This window comes from Variovorax sp. PEI5, from assembly GCF_056679935.1.
In genome coordinates, this window is record NZ_CM155257.1 from 797,721 (window position 1) to 813,675 (window position 15,955).

The 15,955-nt window shown below is 72.4% G+C and carries 10 protein-coding genes; 5 read left to right on the top strand and 5 right to left on the bottom strand.

The features are described 5' to 3' along the window. Positions 1-50: 50 nt before the first annotated feature. Complete coding sequence (gene phoR, locus AC1MLT_RS03720) at positions 51-1,418, top strand: phosphate regulon sensor histidine kinase PhoR (RefSeq protein WP_481033929.1); 1,368 nt, start codon at positions 51-53, stop codon at positions 1,416-1,418. On the opposite strand, the gene AC1MLT_RS03725 is transcribed toward phoR, so the two are convergent. The 3 genes from AC1MLT_RS03725 to AC1MLT_RS03735 all read right to left on the bottom strand — a co-directional run bounded on the left by AC1MLT_RS03725 (position 1,402) and on the right by AC1MLT_RS03735 (position 4,901). Then, positions 1,402-2,766 (bottom strand): MATE family efflux transporter, encoded by a 1,365-nt coding sequence (locus AC1MLT_RS03725; RefSeq protein WP_481033930.1) that lies wholly within the window; start codon positions 2,764-2,766, stop codon positions 1,402-1,404. The genes phoR and AC1MLT_RS03725 overlap by 17 nt on opposite strands. Beyond that, positions 2,763-4,550: a hypothetical protein gene (locus tag AC1MLT_RS03730; RefSeq protein ID WP_481033931.1), complete on the bottom strand. Its 1,788-nt coding sequence runs from the start codon at positions 4,548-4,550 to the stop codon at positions 2,763-2,765. Before AC1MLT_RS03730 ends, AC1MLT_RS03725 begins: the two co-directional genes overlap by 4 nt. A gap of 81 nt (positions 4,551-4,631) precedes the next feature. Then, positions 4,632-4,901 (bottom strand): type B 50S ribosomal protein L31, encoded by a 270-nt coding sequence (locus tag AC1MLT_RS03735; protein ID WP_481033932.1) that lies wholly within the window; start codon positions 4,899-4,901, stop codon positions 4,632-4,634. 138 nt (positions 4,902-5,039) lie between these two features. Between AC1MLT_RS03735 and AC1MLT_RS03740 the strand changes: the two genes are divergently transcribed. Next, complete coding sequence (locus tag AC1MLT_RS03740; RefSeq protein WP_481033933.1) at positions 5,040-6,125, top strand: oxidoreductase; 1,086 nt, start codon at positions 5,040-5,042, stop codon at positions 6,123-6,125. Between the two features lie 127 nt (positions 6,126-6,252). Here the strand turns inward: AC1MLT_RS03740 and rho are convergent, their stop codons facing one another. Together rho and trxA are read right to left on the bottom strand one after the other, a co-directional pair. Continuing rightward, on the bottom strand, positions 6,253-7,518 hold the full coding sequence (gene rho, locus AC1MLT_RS03745) for a transcription termination factor Rho (RefSeq protein ID WP_481033934.1): 1,266 nt from the start codon (positions 7,516-7,518) through the stop codon (positions 6,253-6,255). Positions 7,519-7,696: 178 nt separating this feature from the next. Beyond that, positions 7,697-8,029: a thioredoxin TrxA gene (gene trxA / locus AC1MLT_RS03750; protein WP_429591325.1), complete on the bottom strand. Its 333-nt coding sequence runs from the start codon at positions 8,027-8,029 to the stop codon at positions 7,697-7,699. Between the two features lie 237 nt (positions 8,030-8,266). Here trxA and AC1MLT_RS03755 point away from each other — a divergent pair, with 237 nt between their 5' ends. The 3 genes from AC1MLT_RS03755 to AC1MLT_RS03765 all read left to right on the top strand — a co-directional run bounded on the left by AC1MLT_RS03755 (position 8,267) and on the right by AC1MLT_RS03765 (position 15,909). Continuing rightward, the gene (locus tag AC1MLT_RS03755; protein ID WP_481033935.1) at positions 8,267-14,194 is read left to right on the top strand and encodes a UvrD-helicase domain-containing protein; all 5,928 of its coding nucleotides are present in this window, start codon (positions 8,267-8,269) and stop codon (positions 14,192-14,194) included. Further along, positions 14,191-15,567 carry a TIGR03862 family flavoprotein gene (locus AC1MLT_RS03760; RefSeq protein ID WP_481033936.1) on the top strand — a complete coding sequence of 459 codons (1,377 nt, stop codon included), beginning with the start codon at positions 14,191-14,193 and terminating at the stop codon, positions 15,565-15,567. Before AC1MLT_RS03755 ends, AC1MLT_RS03760 begins: the two co-directional genes overlap by 4 nt. Positions 15,568-15,633: 66 nt before the next feature. Further along, complete coding sequence (locus tag AC1MLT_RS03765) at positions 15,634-15,909, top strand: hypothetical protein (protein WP_481033937.1); 276 nt, start codon at positions 15,634-15,636, stop codon at positions 15,907-15,909. Positions 15,910-15,955 lie beyond the last annotated feature (46 nt).

A 15,955-nucleotide genomic window follows, 5' to 3' on the forward strand; every position in this document is an offset into this window, starting at 1 on the left:
ATCCCGGCCGCGCGACGCCCGGCGCGGTCCACCCCGGATAATCGAGCGTCATGCCGTTTCGCATCGCACTCTTCCTTCTGGCGACGCTGGCCGGCACGGTCCTGGTCGGACTCACGGCCGGCTGGTGGCGGGCCGGTTGGGGCGCCTGGGCCGGCGCGGCGCTCTGGTTCGCGCTCGACGCGGTGCGCGCGCGACGGCTGCTCGCCGTGCTGCGCACGGATGTCCGCGGCCTGCCGACGCGTGGCGCCGGCATCTGGGGCGAGCTGGCCGAGCGCATCCGCAAGCTGCTGCGCGAGCGCGAGCAGCAGACCCGCCAGGCCGAGGAGCGCCTGCAGGAATTCCTCGCCGCCATCCAGGCCTCGCCCAATGGCGTGGTGCTGCTCGACGCGCAGGGGCGCATCGAGTGGAGCAACCAGACGGCCGCCGGCCACCTGGGCATCGACGCCGACCGCGACCTGCTCCAGCACCTGTCCAACCTGGTGCGCGATCCGGCCTTCGTGGCCTATCTCGCCTCGCACAACTACAGCCGCGACGTCGTGATCGACGCCACCTACGCGCGCCACGGCGCGGGGCACCAGCCGTTGCGCCTGTCGGTGCAGGCGCATCCCTATGCCGGCAACCGCCGCATGCTGCTGACGCGCGACATCACCTCGCTGGAGCAGGCCGAAGCCATGCGGCGCGATTTCGTGGCCAACGTGTCGCACGAGATCCGCACGCCGCTGACGGTGCTGGCGGGCTTCGTCGAGACATTGCAGAACCTGCCGCTCGAAGCCGACGAGCGCGCCCGCTACCTGGCGTTGATGGCGCAGCAGTCGCATCGCATGGAGACGCTGGTCAACGACCTGCTGACGCTGTCGCGCCTGGAGGGCAGCGCCGCGCCCAAGGTCGGGCAGTGGACGCGCGTGCGGGCCCTGCTGGCGCAATGCGAGGACGAGGCGCGCGGACTGTCGAGCCGGCTCTCGCCCGTGAACGCGCATCGGCTGGTGTTCGACCTGCAGGACGACGCCGAGATCGCCGGCGCGCCGACCGAACTGCAGAGCGCCATGTCCAACCTCGTGAGCAACGCCATCCGCTACACCCCCGGGGGCGGCGAGGTGGTGGTGAGCTGGCGGGTGCTGGGCGACGGCCGGGGCGAATACGCGGTGCGCGACAGCGGTCCGGGCATCGCGGCCGAACACATCCCGCGCCTGACCGAGCGCTTCTATCGCGTCGATCGCAGTCGTTCGCGGGAGACCGGCGGCACCGGTCTGGGGCTGGCGATCGTGAAGCACGTGGCGCAGCGCCATGGGGCCGAGCTGCGGATCGAGAGCACGGTCGGCAAGGGCTCGCGCTTCGTGCTGCTGTTCCCGGCCAGCCGCCTGCGCCCGCTGCGGCCGGCGCTGGTGGCCACCGCGCCAGCGGTCAGCGCGCTCGCCTGAGCGTGCGCCAGAGCAGGGCGGCGAACAGCAACGCCGTGGCGGCCAGCGCCAGCGCGCTCATGAGCCAGAAGGCCAGCGGCGACTGCATCGCGCCCCAGGGGCCGAACCCGCGATAGGCCAGCACGTAGCTGCCACCCAGGCCGACCCCCCAGAGCAGGCCGCAATACAGGATCAGCGGCACCACGGTGATGCGATAGCAGCGCAGCACGAACACGCACAGCGTCTGCACGGCATCGGCCAGGTGGTAGGCGGCGGTCGCCAGCAGCAGGGTCGCCGCCAGCGCGACGACGGCGGGCCGGTCGGAGTACACGCCCGCGATCGGCCAGCGCAGCGCGACCATCGCCGCCGCCCAGAGCAGGGCGCACAGCAGGGTCAGCTCGACCCCGCGCCGGCAGGCCTGCCGCGCCCCGGCGGCATCGCCGGCGCCGAGCCAGAAACTCACGCGCGCGCTGGTCGCGATGGCGAGCGAGAGCGGGAACATGTAGGCCACGGCGGTGAGGTTGGAGGCGATCTGGTGCGCCGCCGAGGCGACCGTGCCCAGGCGCGCGATGAACAGCGCCATCAGCGTGAACGAGGTGACCTCCACCAGCACGGCCAGGGCCGCGGGCACGCCCAGACGGGCGAACTGCGCCAGCGCGCGCCAGTCGGGCGCCTCGAGACGCCGCCAGAGGTCGTAGGGGGCGTAGAACGACTCGCGCCGCAGCACCACGACCGCGCAGGCCAGCATGGTCCAGTTGACCACCAGCGTGGCCCAGCCGCAGCCGGCCAGGCCCTGGGCCGGCACGCCGGCGCCGCCGAAGGTCAGCCAGATCGACAGCGGCAGCTTGATGACCAGCGCACCGAGCTGCAGCCACGTGACGAGCCGCGGCTTGCCCAGGCTCTGGTTGAGCGTGCCGAAGATCCGGAACAGCAGCGCCGGCGGCAGCGCGAAGGCCAGGATGGCGAGATAGCGCTCGACGTCGCCGCGCATCGACGCCGGCACCTCGGTCCAGCGCAGCAGCGGGGCGGGCATCCACAGCACCGCCATGCCCACGACGATGGCGATGGCGCAGACATAGAGCGACTGGCGCACCGAGCGCCCGACCTCGGTCGTGCGGCGCCCGCCATGCAGCTCGGCCCAGACCGGCAGCAATGCCTGCACCAGGCCCATGAGCGAGACGAAGACGCTGATGAAGATGGCCGAGCCCACCGACAGCGCGGCCAGCGCGCCTTCGGCATAGCGTCCGGCCACGATGGTGTCGGTGACGCCGAAGGCCATCACCGCGAGCTGGCCGACCAGCACGGTGCCGGCGTGGCCGGCGATCAGGCGGCGTTCGCTCGCGCGCGGCGTGGCGGGGTCGACCGTCACGGGCCGCTGCGCTGGTAGAGCAGCAGGTCGTCGCTGGCGCTGCTCGGGCGGCGCAGGGTGCCCACCAGGCGCCAGCGATCGAAGCTGGCGACGTCCTTCAGGCGGGTGATGGCATCGGGACCGACCACCATCCAGCCGCAGGCGGTGTCGGGCACCAGCGGCCGCAGGTCGAAATTGCCATGGTGGCGCAGGGCCGCGATCTGCGCGCGTCCGACGCCGAGCAGGGCCAGGCAGGTCGGCGGGCGCTCGGCGCGCGATGCGCCGTCGGCGCCCTCGATGCGCTCGGCGATGGCCCGGACCTGCGGCGCATAGCTCAGGGCGTAGTCGAGCGAGGGCAGCCACAGCGTGGTGCCCAGCAGCCAGCACAGCGCCGCGCCGCCACTGGGCAGCACCAGCGACTTCCACAGCGCGGCGCGATGGCGCCCGCTGCGCCAGCGCACCAGCCAGCACCAGGCCAGCGTCGCCGCGATGGCGAAGAGCAATGTCAGCCACGAGAACTGCGGCACGAAGCCCGGCGTCAGGCGCGCGACGCTGGCCGCCATCTTGGGCGGCGTGCCGGTCTGCATGGCGATCCAGTAGCCCCAGATGATGACGGCGGCGCTGCTGAAGAAGAGCAGGGTGAACCAGTCGACCAGGGCCGCCACGCTGCGCCGCAGGGTCGGCAGGGCGAACGCGGCCAGCGTGGCCACGGCCGGCAGGCCCAGCAGCAGCGAGCGATCGGAGAAATCGGTGGTCCAGGTCGCCGCCAGCGGGACCGCCAGGAACAGCAGGGGCAGCGCCAGGTGGCGCGCGGCCAGCTGGCGGCGCCAGCGCCAGAGCGTCCACACCACCAGCGGCCAGGCCGGCCAGGTGAACCACAGCATCAGCTTGGCCAGGCTGCGCAGGTCGGAGCCGAGCGACTTGTCCGCGCGCAGGCCCGGCAGCACGATCTGCCATCGCCACAGGCCCAGCAGCGCCGCCAGCCCTGCGGCCACCAGGGCAGTGCCGGCGATCCAGCGCAAGGTGCCCGCGGGATGGAGCGGCGCCTCGCGCGTGATGTCGGCGTAGAGCGTGGTGGTGTCGGTCAGGCGCCGGGCATGGCGACGGCGGTCGATGGCCACCACCAGCAGGCTGCCCAGTCCGAGCGCCAATGCCACGGTCGGTGCGCCGCTCAGGGTCAGGCCGAGCAGGCCCGCCACGGTGGCGCCCAGCGCGCCGCGCCGGTGGTAGGGCCAGGCGGCGACGCCATAGAACAGCCAGGCGGCGAAGAAGAGCTGCGTCAGCGCCGGCGTGGTCTCGTGGCCGAGCTGGGCCAGTCCGAGGCAGGCGATCAGGGCCAGCAGCGCGCCATCGGCGATGGCGCGCGCGTAGTCGGTCGGTTGGGCCTCGCCCCCGAAGGCGAAGGCCACGGGTTGCGCATCGGGCGTGCGCGCCAAGTGGTAGACCGCATACCAGGTGGCCGAGAACGCACCCCAGAGCAGCAGCGCGAAGGCGATGCGCACGGCCAGGTCGGGCGTGATCCAGGCCGGCGCGATCTTGATCGCCAGCGCGCCGAACCAGTACGGGAAAAGCGCCGGCGTGTCGGGCCGCAGGCCGAGCAGCAGCGGGTCGAACCAGCGCGCCAGGCCCTCGGAGGTCCGTGCCAGTTCGGCCATGTAGCCATAGCTGGCGATGTCGGCGCTCTTCCAGGGGCCACGGCCGAGCAGGCCGGGCATCAGGTACGCGGCGCACAGCAGCAGCAGGGCGATGCGCGGCATCCGGCGTACGGCACTCTGGGCAACGATCGCGGGCGTGGGCTGGCTCAAGACGAAGGACGGGGAGGGGGGATCGGGAATGAAAAAGGGCAGCGCGGTAAACCGGGCTGCCCTCGACTGGAAGCGATCGCCTTACTTGGCGACGGCGCCGGTGGTCTTGCCGAAGCGGTTGCGGAACTTCTCGACGCGACCGCCCATGTTGTCCACCGACTTCTGCGTGCCGGTGTAGAAGGGGTGCGACTCGCTCGTGGTGTCGAGCTTGAACAGCGGCAGTTCGCGGCCGTCGTCGGTGGTGCCCATCTCCTTGGTGTTCGCGCACGAACGGGTCACGAACTTGAAGCCGTTCGACATGTCGACGAACAGGACTTCGCGGTAATTCGGGTGGATGCCTTGCTTTGCCATGATGTTTTCCTTGCGGGATCGATGCGAGAGCCACAAGCCGGCGATCGTGGTGATCGCAAACTGTCCCTGGAAGGGGCGGGGCGGACCTGCCCTGCTGCACTTTTCGCGGAGCCGCCGATTATCGCATACTGGACGAATATGAATGCGCCTTCACTCCGCGTCGGTCTCGTCGGCTATGGCTTCGCGGGCCAGACTTTCCATGCGCCCGTGCTGGCGTCCGTGCCGGGCCTGTCGCTGGTCGCCGTCGCCAGCTCGAAACCCGAACGCGTCCATGCCGACTGGCCCGATGTCGCCGTCGCGCCCGATGCCGACGCGCTGTATGCCCGCGACGACATCGATCTGGTGGTGATCGCCGCGCCCAACGAGGCCCATCACCCACTGGCCGCGGCGGCGCTGCGCGCCGGCAAGCACGTGGTGGTGGACAAGCCCTTCGTGCTCGACGCGGCGCAGGCGCGCGAGCTCGCGGACCTGGCGCGGGTCCGGGGCCGCGTGCTGTCGGTCTACCAGAACCGCCGCCACGATGCCGACTTCCTGACCCTGCGCGACCTGCTCGCGAGCGGGACGCTGGGCCGGCCGGTGTACTTCGAATCGCACTTCGACCGCTTCCGCCCCGAGGTGCGCGAGCGCTGGCGCGAGCGGGACGTGCCGGGCGCGGGCCTGTGGCTGGACCTGGGTTCGCACCTGGTCGACCAGGCCGTCCAGCTCTTCGGCCGCCCCGACGGCCTGCGGCTGGACACCGCCGCCCTGCGCGACGGCGCCGTGGTCGAGGATCACTTCCACGCCGTGCTGCGTTACGACACGGGTCCGAGCGCTCCGCTGCGCGTCGTGCTCCACGCCACCACGCTCGCCGCCCACGCCGCGCCGCGCTATGTCCTGCACGGCACCAAGGGCAGCTATGTGAAGCACGGCGTCGATCCGCAGGAGGACGCGTTGCGCGCCGGCCAGCGTCCCGGCGCCGACGACTGGGGCGTCGATCCGCAGCCCGGCGAGCTCAAGGTCGCGGCCTTCGAGAACTGGTTCGCCGACCACACCGTGCCCAATCGCCGCGGCAACTACGCCGACTACTACGCCGCCATCCGCGACGCCATCCACGGCACCGGCCCCAACCCCGTCCCCCCCGAACAGGCCATCGAACTCATGGAGCTCCTCGACGAGGGCCGCCGCAGCGCCGCGACAGCGCAAGCGCAAGCGCAAAACCGATCCTCCATCCCAACAGCCCCATGAAAAAAAGCCCGTCGCAAGACGGGCTTTTTTCGTTGGTGGACACCGAGGAACCGGCTTCGCCGGGCCTCCGGTGTCGCCCCCTGCAAGGGGGTAGGCGAAGCGACACGAAGTGCGCGGAGACTGGGGGTCAGCCGCCGCGCCTCATCATGTCGAAGAACTCCACGTTCGTCTTCGTCGCCTTCATGTTCTTGAGCATCAGCTCCATCGACTCGATCTCGTCCATGTTGTACATGAGCTGGCGCAGGATGCGGGTCTTCTGCAGGATCTCCGGCGCGAGCAGCAGTTCCTCGCGGCGCGTGCCGCTGCGGTTGAGCTGGATCGACGGGAACACGCGCTTCTCGTAGAGCCGGCGATCGAGGTGGATCTCGGAGTTGCCGGTGCCCTTGAACTCCTCGAAGATCACCTCGTCCATGCGGCTGCCGGTGTCGATCAGCGCGGTGCCGATGATGGTGAGCGAGCCGCCTTCCTCGACATTGCGGGCCGCGCCCAGGAAGCGCTTGGGACGCTGCAGCGCGTTGGAATCGACGCCGCCGGTGAGCACCTTGCCCGACGAGGGCACGACGTTGTTGTAGGCGCGGGCGAGACGGGTGATCGAGTCCAGCAGGATCACCACGTCCTTCTTGAGTTCGACCAGCCGCTTGGCGCGCTCGATCACCATCTCGGCGACGTGCACGTGGCGGGCGGCGGGCTCGTCGAAGGTCGAGGCGATGACCTCGCCCTTGACGGTGCGCTGCATCTCGGTCACTTCCTCGGGCCGCTCGTCCACCAGCAGCACCATCATGTGCACCTCGGGATAGTTGGCGCTGATGGCGTGGGCGATGTGCTGCATCATGACCGTCTTGCCGCTCTTGGGCGGCGCCACCAGCAGGGCGCGCTGGCCCTTGCCGATGGGGGCGATGATGTCGATGATCCGGCCGGTGATGTTCTCGTCGCCCTTGATGCCGTCGCGCTCGAGCTTCATCTGCTCCTTGGGGAACAGCGGCGTCAGGTTCTCGAACATCACCTTGTGCTTGTTCTGCTCCGGCGGGCCGCCGTTGACGGCGTCGAGCTTGGTCAGCGCGAAGTAGCGCTCGCCGTCCTTGGGCGTGCGTACCTCGCCCTCGACCATGTCGCCGGTGTGCAGGTTGAAGCGGCGCACCTGGCTTGGCGAGATGTAGATGTCGTCGGTGCTGGCGGTGAAGCTGGTGTCGGGGCTGCGCAGGAAACCAAAGCCGTCGGGCAGGATTTCGAGCACGCCGTCGGCGAAGACCTGTTCACCGGCCTTCGCGCGCTTCTTGATGATCGCGAACATCAGCTCCTGCTTGCGCATGCGGCCGGTGTTTTCGATCTCAAGGGCCTCGGCCTGCTTGAGGACTTCAGACACGTGGAGTGCCTTGAGTTCGTTTAAGTGCATGGAGTGACCCCTCGCGGGGGCAATGTCGAACGGGAAACGGGGGGAGGTTCGGGAAGAGGCGAGAACGGCCTCGGGAACCGGGGAACTCAAACCGGGCGAGCCGGTGATCTGTTCGAGATTATGACAGGAAAACCAAGGCGGCCACCGCGTTGCGCGGGTGGCCACCGCTCTGGAACGCTCAGGCCAGCTGCTGGTCGATGAAGGCGGTCAGCTGGGCCTTGCTCATGGCGCCGACCTTGGTGGCGGCGAGCTGGCCGTCCTTGAAGATCATCAGCGTCGGGATGCCGCGGATGCCGAACTTGGCCGGGATGTCGCGGTTCTCGTCGACGTTCATCTTGGCGATCTGCAGCTTGCCCTTGTAGGTGTTGGACACCTCGTCGAGGATCGGGGCGATCATCTTGCAGGGGCCGCACCACTCGGCCCAGTAGTCCACCAGCACGGGCTGGCCGGACTTGAGCACGTCGGCTTCGAAAGAGGAGTCGGAGATGTGTTTGATGAGTTCGCTGGCCATGGTGTCAGTCCTTGAAGCGCTGGAGGTACGGACCCGCACGGGTACCGCTAAAGTGCGGTTCATTGTGACAGAAAGGTCCCGACCGGCGCACGTCGCAAGGCACTGCTGCGACTATGGGCGCCATGGAGGGAACCGGGCTGGAAATGCCGGGGTCCGCCCCCAGATGGCCGCCCGGATCCGGGTGCCATCGCCGTCCTTCCACGCAGACCCGCCACCCGGATCCCCGCCCTCCGACCCATGACTCCCACTTCCCCCGTCCATCCCGTGCAGGCGCTCTGGTCCGACCCCGAACGGGGTCTGGTGACGCGCATCGAAGCGATCATGGAGCGCCATGGCGCGCGGCCCGCGCGCTGCGTCGTGCTGGTGCCGTACGCGCAGCTCATCGGCGTGGCCGGCGCGATGTGGGCGGGCTGCGCGACCACCGGGGCGCCGCCGCGCTTCGAGACCACGCGCAACTGGGCCCGCGCCGCTGGCGACTTCACGCCGGCGCCGCACGATCTGGTCTTCGACATGGCGCGCGACCTGGTCGCCGCGCAGGCGCTGCTGGCGCAGACGAGCTTCGGCGCCGACAAGCAGATGCTCGCCGGCAGCCTGGTCGAGCTGGCCTACCAGCTCGCGCCGCTCGCCGCCGCGCGCCACCCCGATGCGCGCACCGCCTGGATGCTGGAGCTGCAGTCGGCATTGCGCATCGAAGGCGACGCCGAATGGTTCAAGACCGAGGGCGCGCTGAATGCCATCGCGCTGGCCTGGGTGGCCAACACGGCCTATCCCACCGACGTACTGCTGCGCGGCCCCGGGGCCACGCATGTCGACCTGCTGATCGTGCTGGAGGGCCTGCAGGCCGATCCGCTGGCGCTCGCCCTGTGCGAGCTGTGGGGCGAGGCCGCCGAGCGCATCCCGTTCCCGACCTGCGAGGCGCCGGGCGGGCCCGCCGCGCTGCATGCCGCAGCCGATCCGCAGGACGAGGCCGAGCGCGCGGCGGCCTGCGTGATGCGCTGGCTGGCCGAGGGCCACGCGGCCGTCGCGCTGGTCGCCACCGACCGCGTGCTGACGCGCCGGATCGCCGCGCAGCTGCAGTCCCTGGGCGTGCCCACGCACGACGAGACCGGCTGGAAGCTCTCCACCACCCGCGCCGCGGCGACGCTGATGGGCGCCTTGCGGGCCTGCGCGCGCGAGGCCTCGAGCGACGAGGTGCTCGACTGGCTCAAGAGCACCGGCGATCTGCCGGCCGGCGAGGTCGACGCGCTGGAGACGCGCCTGCGCCGCGAGGGCCTGCGCGAGTGGCGGCGCTGGTCGCGTGCCATCGGCGCGGGCACGCGGGACGAGGACGAGCCGCTGCGCCGCCTGACGCTCGCCATCGACGCGCGCCGCGCGGGGCTGTCGAAGGCGCGCTCGCTCGACGACTGGCTGCGCGACCTGCGCCGGCTGCTGGAGGCGACGGCGGCCTGGGACGCGCTGGCCGCCGACGCGGCCGGCGCCGGCGTCGTGACGGCGCTGTGGCTGGACGCCGATGCCGGAGCCGAGCCGGAGCCCGGCGCGACGGCCGCCGGGGGCGCGGACGGTCCGGCCGCCGGCGCCGTCCACCGGCTCTCCGAGGGCCGCTTCACCCTGGGCGAGTTCACCGGCTGGGTGCGTGACGTGCTCGAGGCCGGCAGCTTCGTGCCGCCGGCCGGCGGGGCCGCGTCGCATGTCATCGTGCTGCCGATGCAGCAGCTCCTCGGGCGCGCCTTCGATGCCGTGGTGATGCCCGGCTGCGACGAACGTCGCCTGCCGGCCGCGCCCGAGCCTTCCGGTGCCTGGACCGCGGCGCAGCGCCTGGCGCTGGGCCTGCCGTCGCGCGACGCGCTCGAGGCCGCGCAGCGCGCCGCCTGGGCCATGGCGCTGTGCCAGCCGCGCTGCGACCTGCTCTGGCGCCGCGCGGACGCGACCGGCGAGCCGATGCGGCCGAGCGCGCTGCTGCAGGCCTTGCGACTGGATGGTGGCGCGATCGACGGCGCCGACCCCCGGGTCGCCGATGCCATCGCCGTGCGCCCGACGATGCGCCCGGCGCCCAGCGGCGCCGAGCTGCCGCTGGCCACCATCTCCACCAGCGTCTACGAGGACCTGCGCCGCTGCCCCTATCGCTTCTTCGCGTTGCGCCAGCTCGGCCTGCGCAACGCCGACGAGATCGACTCCCAGGTCGACAAGCGCGACTTCGGCAACTGGCTGCATGCCGTGCTCGGCCACTTCCACGAGGCCCTGCGCCAGGCGACCGGCCTCGACCGGAGCGGGCGCCTGGGCCTGATGGAGGACGCGGCGGCGCGCGCGACGCGCGAGGCGGGACTGGGCGCGGCCGAGTTCCTGCCGTTCGCCGCCGCCTGGCCGGCGGTGCGCGACGGCTACCTCGACTGGCTGCGCGCGCACGAGGCCACCGGGGCCGAATTCGTCGAGTCCGAGCCATGGATGAGCCAGCCGCTGGGACCGCTCCGACTGGTCGGCCGCCTCGACCGCATCGACCGCACCAGCGATGGCCGGGCCTTCGTCATCGACTACAAGACCGAAGCCCCCAAGACCACCGACGACCGCGTCAAGGACCCGGCCGAGGACACCCAGCTCGCGTTCTATGCCGCCCTGATGGCCGACGACACCCTGCGCGCGGCCTATGTCAACGTCGGCGAGCGGGCGCCGGGGACGAAGACGGTCGAGCAGCTCGACGTCGTCGCCGCGCGCGATGCGCTGGTGACCGGGCTGATGGACGACTTCGCCCGCATCGCCGATGGCGCCCCGCTGCCGCCGCTCGGCGAGGGCGCGGTCTGCGAGCACTGCGATGCCCGCGGGCTGTGCCGCCGCGATTCCTGGAGCGACGAGGCCGTCGCCACGGCGCCGCAGGGCCCGGGCGGCCTGGCGGTGGCGGTGGCGGAGGCGATCGCGCCGGTCGATCCGGCCGCCGCGGCGCAGCCCGCGGCACCCGAGGATCTGCCGGTGGCCGCCGCGCCGGCCTACGAGCACAACGGCGCTCCGGTGGCGCGCGAGGCCTTCTACCGCATCGCCTGCGACCCGCGCCGCAATGTGGCGGTGGAGGCCTGCGCCGGCGCCGGCAAGACCTGGATGCTGGTCTCGCGCATCATCCGCGCGCTGCTGGAGGAGGGCGAGGGCGCCTGCGAACCGCACGAGATCCTGGCCATCACCTTCACCCGCAAGGCCGCCGGCGAGATGGGCGCGCGGCTCGACCAGTGGCTCGCGCAGTTCGCCGGCCAGACGCCCGAGGCGCTCGCGGTCGAGCTGGTGCTGCGCGGCATGGCGCCGGCCGCCGCCGCCGCCGCCGCGCCCCGCCTGAAGGGGCTGTACCGCCGGTTGCTCGACGGCGGGCGACCGGTGCAGTTCCGCACCTTCCACGCCTGGTTCGCCGGACTGGTGCGCAATGCGCCGATCGCCGCCCTGACGGCGCTCGGCCTGCCGGCGCACTACGAGCTGCTGGAGGACGACGCCGAGGCGCGCGGCCATGCCTGGCGACCGTTCTTCGAGGCCGTGGCCGCCGATGCCGACGCGCTCGCCGACTATCGCGCCCTGGTCGCCACGCATGGGCGCTCGCAGATCGCCAAGGCGCTCGGCGAGGCCCTGACGCGGCGCGTGGAGTTCGGCCTGTCCGATCCGGCCACGGCGGTGCAGCCCTTCGGCGTGCTGCATCCGTCGCTCGACGGCCTGCGCGAGCCGGTCGACGCGCTGGCCACCGAGGCCGCGCGGCGCGAGTGGCTGGCCCGCGCCGCCGCGCTCGGGCGCGAAGCCAACAAGACGCCGCAGAAGGCGGCCGAGGCGATCGTCGAGGTCTTCGGCGACGGCGTGCCCGCCCGCGAGGCCGGCGCGGGCGTGCTGGCGCGGCTGCGCAAGGCCTTCTTCGTCGCCACCGAGGACCGGCTGACCAACCACCTGCGCAAGTACGAGGCCGCCCAGGCCGCCGAGGCCGAACTGCAGGTGCTGTGCGCGGCCCAGGCCCAGCACGCCGCCTGGTGCTACCAGCAGCGCATGACGCGGCTCACGCGGCTGCTGATCGAGGCCTTCTCCGAAGTCAAGCGCCGGCACGGCTGGATCGACATGAACGACATCGAGCAGGCCGCGCAGCTGCTGCTGGGCCAGTCGGCGCTGTCGGGCTGGGTGCAGGAGCGGCTCGACGCGCGCGTCGCGCACCTGCTGATCGACGAGTTCCAGGACACCAATCCGCTGCAGTGGCAGGCGCTGCATGCCTGGCTGAGCGGCTACAGCGGGGCCGGGGCGCGGCCGCCGGGCGTGTTCATCGTCGGCGATCCCAAGCAGAGCATCTATCGCTTCCGGCGCGCCGAGCCGCAGGTGTTCATCGCCGCCAAGCATTTCGTGCGCGCCGGACTCGGCGGCGAGCTGCTCAGCTGCGACCACACGCACCGCAACGCGCGGCGCGTCGTCGGCCTGGTCAACCATGCGATGCGGGCGGCGCAGGAGCGCGAGGAGTTCGAGGGCTTCCGCGACCACAGCACGCAGCGCGACGATGCCGGCGCCGTGCAGAAGCTGCCGGCCATCGCCCGCGATGCCGTGACGGCGCCTGACGAGCCCGATGGCGGCGACGACGACGGCGCCGGCGGATTGCGCTGGCGCGACAGCCTCACCACGCCGCGCGTGCTGCCCGAGACGCGACTGCTGCAGCTCGAGTGCGAGCAGGCCGCGCGCTGGATCGCCGCGCGCATCGCCGAGGGCGTGGCGCCGGCGGAGATCATGGTGCTGGCGCGCCGGCGCAGTCGCCTGGCCGCCATGCAGGAGGCCCTGCGGGCCCGGCGCATCGCCACCGAGCAACCCGAGAAGAACGACCTGCACGACGCGCCGGAGATCCAGGACCTGATCGCGCTGGTCGATGCGCTGGTGTCGCCATCGCACGACCTGTCGCTGGCGCGGGCCCTGAAGTCGCCGCTGTTCGGCCTCGACGACGCGATGCTGGTGGCGCTGGCGTTGCGCCAGCGCGCCCGGCCGGGTGCCAGCTGGTCGGCACTGCTGGGGCTGGAGGAGCCGATGGCGGGCGATGTGGCCGGCGGTGCGTCCGGGCCCGCCGTGCCCGCCGAGCATGCCGGGGGTGTGGCGGCCCATGGTGACGACCGGCCCGGGTCCGGGTCCGGCATGGGTCCCGGCGCCGACGACATGCCCGACTTCAGCGACCGGCCCGATTTCGTCGAGCCCTTCGACACCGCCGAGCGCGAGGAGGCCGTCATCGATTTCGATTTCGACGACGCGGCGCAGGACGAGCAGGATGTCGATCGGAGGCTCCCGGATGTTCCCGGCGCCGCCATGGCACCGGCCGATCCGGCGCTGCCGCCGCTGCCGCCCGCGCTCGCCGCCGTCGCGCCGGTGCTGCTGCGCTGGCGCGGCTGGCTGCGCGCGCTGCCGCCGCACGATGCCCTCAGCGCCATCTACGAGGACGGCGACGTGCTGGCGCGCTTCGGCGCCGCCGCGCCGCCGACCCTGCGCGAGGGCACGCTGGCCAACCTGCGCAGCCTGCTGGGTGCCGCGCTGGACATCGAGGGCGGACGTTTCGCCACGCCCTATGCGCTGGTGCGGGCGTTGCGCGCGGGTGGCGTGCGCGCCCCGGCGGTGTCGGGCCCGGAGGCGGTGCGCCTGCTGACCGTGCACGGCGCCAAGGGGCTCGAAGCCGATCACGTGCTGATGCTCGACTGCGACGCCGCCGCGCCACGGGCCCAGACCATGGGCGTGCTGATCGAGTGGAAGGGCGACCAGGCGCGTCCCGGCCGCTTCGTCTTCGTGGCCAGCGAGAAGACCCCGCCGGCCTGCGCCGCGACCCTGCTGCGCGACGAGCAGGCCGCGCGCCTGCGCGAGGAGCTCAACGGGCTCTATGTCGCCACCACGCGGGCACGCGACCGGCTGGTGCTGTCGTCGGTGCAGCCGGCGCGGGCCGCCGAGGGCAGCTGGTGGCTGCGCCTGCAGGACCAGTGCGAGCCCGTGGCCGCGCCGGAGCCGCCGCGCGCGCTCATGCCTGGTGCCGCCGGCGCCGCCGGTGCGGCCGGCGAGGACGATGGCGGCACCGCCACTTTCATGTTGAAACGCCCGCCGCGCCGTCTGGCGTCGGCGCGCTCGATGACGATCCCGGCCGGAGGACCCGCATCCGCGCCGGTTCCCGCCGGATCGGACGAACCCTTGATCCCCGAATGAACGAAGCTCCCCTCCCTCCCGTGACTCCCTCGATTTCCGTCCCTGCGGTCCCTTCCATCTCTCCCGCTCCCGCCGTGCCGGCCTCCGGGCCCGCTCCCGTGGTGGTGGTCGGTGGCGGTCCCGCCGGCCTGATGGCCGCCGAGGTCCTGAGCGCCGCCGGCGTGCCGGTGCACCTGTACGACGCCATGCCCTCGGTGGGCCGCAAGTTCCTGCTGGCCGGGCGCGGCGGGCTCAACCTGACCCACTCCGAGGCTTTCGAGGACTTCGCCGGCCGCTTCGGCGAGCGGCGCGCCGATGTCGAGCCGATGCTGCGCGACTTCGACCCCGACGCGCTGCGCGCCTGGGCCGCCGGGCTGGGCGTCGAGACCTTCGTGGGCAGTTCCGGGCGGGTGTTCCCGGTCGGCATGAAGGCGGCGCCGCTGCTGCGGGCCTGGCTGCATCGCCTGCGCGCCGCCGGCGTGCAGTTCCACATGCGGCATCGCTGGACCGGCGGCCTGCGGACCGGCGCCGATGCGGCCCTGGCCGGAAGCGCCACCGCGCCGCTGCGGCTGGACTTCGACGCCCCCCAGGGTCCCGTGCGGGTCGAGGCGCGGGCCGTGGTGCTGGCGCTCGGCGGCGCCAGCTGGCCCCGGCTGGGATCGGATGGCGCCTGGGTGCCCTGGCTGCGCGGGGAGGGCGTGGGCGTCGAGCCACTGGTGCCGGCGAACTGCGGCTTCGACATCGGCTGGAGCGAGCATTTCTCCGGCCGTTTCGCCGGCCAGCCGCTGAAGTCGGTGGCCATCGAGGTCGCGGACGCGCGGGGCCGGACCCTCCGGCGCAAGGGCGAATTCGTCGTCACCGCCACCGGCATCGAGGGCAGCCTGGTGTATGCCGTCTCCGCGCTGCTGCGCGATGCGATCGCCGCGGACGGCCATGCCCGGCTGATGCTCGACCTGCTGCCCGACCGCAGCGCGGAACAGGTGCGCGCCGCCGTGCTCCATCCACGCGGCTCGCGCTCGCTCGCCAGCCACCTGAAGAGCCGCCTCGGCCTGGAGGGCGTGAAGGCCGGCCTGCTGCACGAGGTGCTGCCGCGCGAGGCGATGCTCGATCCGGCGCGACTGGCCGCGACCATCAAGGCGCTGCCATTGCGCCTGACGGCGGCGCGGCCGGTGGCCGAGGCCATCAGCAGCGCCGGCGGCGTGCGCTTCGATGCCCTGGCCGACGGCCTGCAGGCCGCCGCGCTGCCGGGCGTCTTCTGCGCCGGCGAGATGCTCGACTGGGAGGCGCCGACCGGTGGCTACCTGCTCAACGCGAGCATGGCCAGCGGCCTGGCGGCGGCACGCGGCGTGCTGCGCGGATGGGCTCCGGGCCCGTCGGTTCCCGGCGTCGAGTAAGCCATCCGGCTAATAGGCAGACCCGATGCGACATCGGACAATGACGGGCTCTGACAAAGGCCCGGCATGTACCCGCAAGTCGACATCGTGAAGATCGCCGAAGGCGACTACAACTACAGCGTGAGCATCGCGGACGCCGACAAGCGTCATGTGCGCGAAGGCCTGGTGTCGCTGGCCGAGTGCCTGCACGATGCCGCCACGGCGCTCGCCGGCCACTTCGACGTGGCGACGCTCAGCTACGCGGGCCAGCCGCTGGGGGCCTACCATGTCGCCGCGATGGAGCACCAGACGCTGGCCCTGGCCGAGACCCTGAGGGTGCGGCTGGCGGCCCGTACGGGCTAGGGTCACCGCGCCGGGCGGAGCGCCCCGGGATGGGGCGAAACCTATA

Bases quoted from the DNA above. Each gene is read 5' to 3' on its own strand.
- AC1MLT_RS03755 (WP_481033935.1), top strand. From the start codon at position 8,267: ATGACTCCCACTTCCCCCGTCCATCCCGTGCAGGCGCTCTGGTCCGAC.
- phoR (WP_481033929.1), top strand. From the start codon at position 51: ATGCCGTTTCGCATCGCACTCTTCCTTCTGGCGACGCTGGCCGGCACG.
- AC1MLT_RS03735 (WP_481033932.1), bottom strand. From the start codon at position 4,901: ATGGCAAAGCAAGGCATCCACCCGAATTACCGCGAAGTCCTGTTCGTC.
- AC1MLT_RS03740 (WP_481033933.1), top strand. From the start codon at position 5,040: ATGAATGCGCCTTCACTCCGCGTCGGTCTCGTCGGCTATGGCTTCGCG.
- trxA (WP_429591325.1), bottom strand. From the start codon at position 8,029: ATGGCCAGCGAACTCATCAAACACATCTCCGACTCCTCTTTCGAAGCC.
- AC1MLT_RS03760 (WP_481033936.1), top strand. From the start codon at position 14,191: ATGAACGAAGCTCCCCTCCCTCCCGTGACTCCCTCGATTTCCGTCCCT.
- rho (WP_481033934.1), bottom strand. From the start codon at position 7,518: ATGCACTTAAACGAACTCAAGGCACTCCACGTGTCTGAAGTCCTCAAG.
- AC1MLT_RS03765 (WP_481033937.1), top strand. From the start codon at position 15,634: ATGTACCCGCAAGTCGACATCGTGAAGATCGCCGAAGGCGACTACAAC.